The following is a 4,384-nucleotide window of genomic DNA, read 5'->3' as shown; positions in this document are numbered from 1 at the left end:
TTGAAAAGGTTTTTGATGAGCTTGAAAACGGAGATGAAATTATTTTTGACATTACCCATGCTTTCAGATCAATTCCAATGCTTGCAATTGTTATTTTAAATTATGCAAAGGTTTTGAAAAATGTATCCCTTTCAGGGATTTATTATGGTGCAATGGAAGCTTTAGGGAATATTCCAGTAGTTAAAGAGATGGAACTGAAAAAAAGATTTGTTCCAATTTTTGAGCTTACAGCTTTTGACACTCTTTTAGACTGGTCATCTGCAATTGAAAGATTTACAAAATCAGGGGATGCTTCAAAAATTAAGGTGCTAGCAGCATCAACATTGTCCCCGCTTCTAAAACAGGCAAAAGGAAGCAATAAAAACCTTACTACATTAAACAATTTATCAAAAAATCTGGATGCTTTTTCAAAAAATATAAGAACAAACAGAAAATCAAAAAACTCGATTACTGAAAGTGCTGTAAAAATCAAACAAAATCTTAGTTTACTAGAGAATGAAAATCTTATTCCTGCATTTAAACCTCTTTTAAAACATATTGAAAAATCAGTTTCCGGGTTTGGAGATGACAGAATTAAAAACGGATTATCAGCTGTTAAGTGGTGCATGGATCACGGACTTGTTCAGCAGGGATATACAATGCTTCTGGAACTTATTTTTACAAAGATGATAATAGTTGCATCAAAAGATCCTTCGGATTTGAAAAATCGGGATTTAGCATCAAAAGCACTCCACTACATTATGAATAAAAAAACAGACAAAAGTTCCTGGCTTCCAATATCTCTTGAAAACGAAGAGTTTACTCAAAAAATGGTTGATTTTGGAGTAAAATTTGATTTTGATAAAAAATTCAGAGCAAACTCAAATCTGATCAGTCAAAATAGAAATGACTTAAACCATGCAGCAGATATAAAAACGGCTGATAAACTTATTGAAGAGCTTGAAGACATTTACATTTATTTTGAAGGGATACTTTTAAATTCAAATGAATAAACTAATTCTATTATCAACAACAGGAACAAGCCTTTTCAAGTCAAACCTTGAACCACTAGCAAAAGGCACAAAAACAACTGAGCTTTCAAATGAAAAAGAAATAACAGCTGCATTTGTATCAAATAATTTTAAAAAACTTGCATCTGAACTTTTAAAACTTGAAGGCACAGATCGGATTTGCGGAGCAGAAATAAATACAATTACAGAAATTATAAACTCAAAAATAATTGAACCTGAGCATTTAGTATTTCTTGTTTCAGATACAGACGACGGAAAAAACACAGGAATTGTTTTAAGCGAGTATTTTTCAAAGCTTAAAAATACAAATTTAAGAAAAACAGAATTTAAAATTATTAATGGGCTGCAAACCAATGACCCTCTTGTTTTTCAAACCAAAGGGCTTGCAAACCTTGTAACTGAAATTGGTAAATATATAAGAAATTTTGGAAGCGAAAATATAGCAATTGATGCCACAGGCGGATATAAAGCTCAAATTGCAATTGCTGTTGTTATTGGTCAGGCACTCAATATTCCGGTTTTTTACAAACATGAGTTTTTTAATAAAATTATAAAATTTCCTCCCATGCCTGTATCTTTAGATTATTCATTAATTGGTGATTATGCTTCAATTTTTCGCTCACTTGAAGATGGAAACCTTGTTTATCTTGAAGATGATGAAATTATAGATGATAAGTTAAAAGTTTTTTTAGAAGAAGAAAAAATTGAAGGAAAAAGAACCATTGCTTTAAGTCCTATAGGAAATGTTTTTCTTACAGCTTTTAGAATTTTAAATCCCCAAAAACCAATAGGACTTAAAGATTCTAATTTTAGAAAAAGCCCTTCTTTTGGAAATGATCATCATTATCCAGGCGGTTTTAAAAAATTTGTTCAAAAAGTCTGGGAAGAAAATTTATGGATAAGTCAAATAATTTCTCAAGATTATAGCCAGCAAAAAGGATTAAAGAAAAATGGCTTTTTTTTAAAAGACAATGGAAAAAATCACGAAATTATAGGAATTTATACAGGAAGTTTTAATGTTTGCTTCAAATTAATAACAGAAAATAATTCCAAAATTGATTTAACCTGGGCAGCAGATAAACTTAATACAAAATATTTTTAAATTTTGCTTTAATTTTGTTCTTTGACAATTGATATTGGGAAACAGACAAATAAAAGTCTTTTATTTCAGATAGTTAACTAAAAAAAACTGAGGTGGATTTTGGACAACAAATTTATTTCAGAGTAAAAATCAATATGTACAATAAAATCAAGAGTTTAACCTAAAAGTTGAGCAAAATCCACCGAGACATCAGCTTTAATCAATTATTTCAATGGTTTAAGCTTTTTTTCTAAAAAATCAGAGTGGGTAAAAACTACACGGAGGCCAAAAATCAGGGGGGTGCCTTATTTTGGCCTTGAAAACCCGCATGAATAAAGGTATACAAAAGGCAGGAGTCAGAAATAAGCCTCGCTTCGAGAGGATTAAGACTAGTTATTTCTTCTCCGTACTTTTCGTTGTAGCAATGGTCAGAAATAAGCCTCGCTTCGAGAGGATTAAGACATCTCTCAACTGCGTCTGAAGGTAAAGGCATTATTTCCGTCAGAAATAAGCCTCGCTTCGAGAGGATTAAGACAGAACATATTCCCTATTGTATCGTTAGTTTATTTTAAGTCAGAAATAAGCCTCGCTTCGAGAGGATTAAGACAGTATTCTTCCTCAAATGTTTCTATTACTGGTAGTACATGTCAGAAATAAGCCTCGCTTCGAGAGGATTAAGACAAAATTCCCAGCTTGAAAACTGGGATAAAATTTTTGTCAGAAATAAGCCTCGCTTCGAGAGGATTAAGACAATAAAACGGGAATAGGTGAACAAAAAACTACATTACCCGTCAGAAATAAGCCTCGCTTCGAGAGGATTAAGACTTAATACACGGGAACCTCGAAAAGAAATCCCGTGTAATCGTCAGAAATAAGCCTCGCTTCGAGAGGATTAAGACCAATTTCTCAGCGAGCTTATCACCCTCCTCACGGAGAGTCAGAAATAAGCCTCGCTTCGAGAGGATTAAGACTTCCAGACGATATACTCGTCTGAAACAATCAGTAGTTTTGTCAGAAATAAGCCTCGCTTCGAGAGGATTAAGACTTAGTTGCTAGAGCTCTTTCTCTGAAGAAGCGATACGTCAGAAATAAGCCTCGCTTCGAGAGGATTAAGACTAATAAGATGCTCCGCAAGGGCTTTTAATTTTGTTTTGGTCAGAAATAAGCCTCGCTTCGAGAGGATTAAGACGGTGTCTTTTGCTATAATTGTTTCTCATTTTATTTCGTCAGAAATAAGCCTCGCTTCGAGAGGATTAAGACGAAGTCTATCCAGAACAGAGTCTGGGACAGAATCTACGAGTCAGAAATAAGCCTCGCTTCGAGAGGATTAAGACTTATGCCATGCAGCTGAACAAATTTCCAAACAGCTATGTCAGAAATAAGCCTCGCTTCGAGAGGATTAAGACTTCAGGAACATCATCTTTAGGATCTTTTAATTTAGTTGTCAGAAATAAGCCTCGCTTCGAGAGGATTAAGACAAAGCTGAACAACACCGTCAACGTCGTCCTCTATGCTGGTCAGAAATAAGCCTCGCTTCGAGAGGATTAAGACTTGAAACTAAGCTTTTTTTCTAAGCTTAGTTTCAACGTCAGAAATAAGCCTCGCTTCGAGAGGATTAAGACTTATATAAAGAGCTTTTGAACAAAGTAGTCCTATTAGGTCAGAAATAAGCCTCGCTTCGAGAGGATTAAGACTTCATTTAAAATGTCAAGAATGTTTAATTTGTTTTCTAGTCAGAAATAAGCCTCGCTTCGAGAGGATTAAGACTTTGATATAATCAGGGAAATCTCTTTTGTTTGAACATCTGTCAGAAATAAGCCTCGCTTCGAGAGGATTAAGACTATTTGTAGTCCATTTTAATAATTTCTTGCGTTGTAATGTCAGAAATAAGCCTCGCTTCGAGAGGATTAAGACTTGAGGACTTCTTCTTGGCTAGGAAGCAGGCTATGTCAGAAATAAGCCTCGCTTCGAGAGGATTAAGACTTCATCTTCTACCATATCATCGAAGGTAAAATCTAATGGTCAGAAATAAGCCTCGCTTCGAGAGGATTAAGACTTATCATATTCATATTTAAACCAATATCCATTAGCATGGTCAGAAATAAGCCTCGCTTCGAGAGGATTAAGACATAAATACAATTATCATTGTTATCATATTCATATTTAGTCAGAAATAAGCCTCGCTTCGAGAGGATTAAGACTTATCATATTCATATTTAAACCAATATCCATTAGCATGGTCAGAAATAAGCCTCGCTTCGAGAGGATTAAGACATAAATACAATTATCATTG

The 4,384-nt window shown here is 34.1% G+C and carries 2 protein-coding genes and 1 CRISPR repeat array; both genes read left to right on the top strand.

The features are described 5' to 3' along the window. Window positions 1-992: TIGR02221 family CRISPR-associated protein (csx2, locus tag RBR53_11955; protein MDY0133364.1), on the top strand; the 992-nt coding region annotated here is incomplete at its 5' end. After that, complete coding sequence (locus tag RBR53_11950; protein MDY0133363.1) at window positions 985-2,112, top strand: putative CRISPR-associated protein; 1,128 nt, start codon at window positions 985-987, stop codon at window positions 2,110-2,112. The genes csx2 and RBR53_11950, both read left to right, overlap by 8 nt. A 334-nt stretch (window positions 2,113-2,446) precedes the next feature. After that, window positions 2,447-4,365: a CRISPR direct-repeat array (repeat unit 35 nt; unit sequence GTCAGAAATAAGCCTCGCTTCGAGAGGATTAAGAC). Window positions 4,366-4,384 lie beyond the last annotated feature (19 nt).

It is taken from the genome of Desulforegulaceae bacterium, from assembly GCA_034006035.1.
Classification (GTDB): Bacteria; Desulfobacterota; Desulfobacteria; order Desulfobacterales; family JACKCP01; genus JACKCP01.
This window is presented reverse-complemented; position numbering and strand designations above follow the sequence as displayed.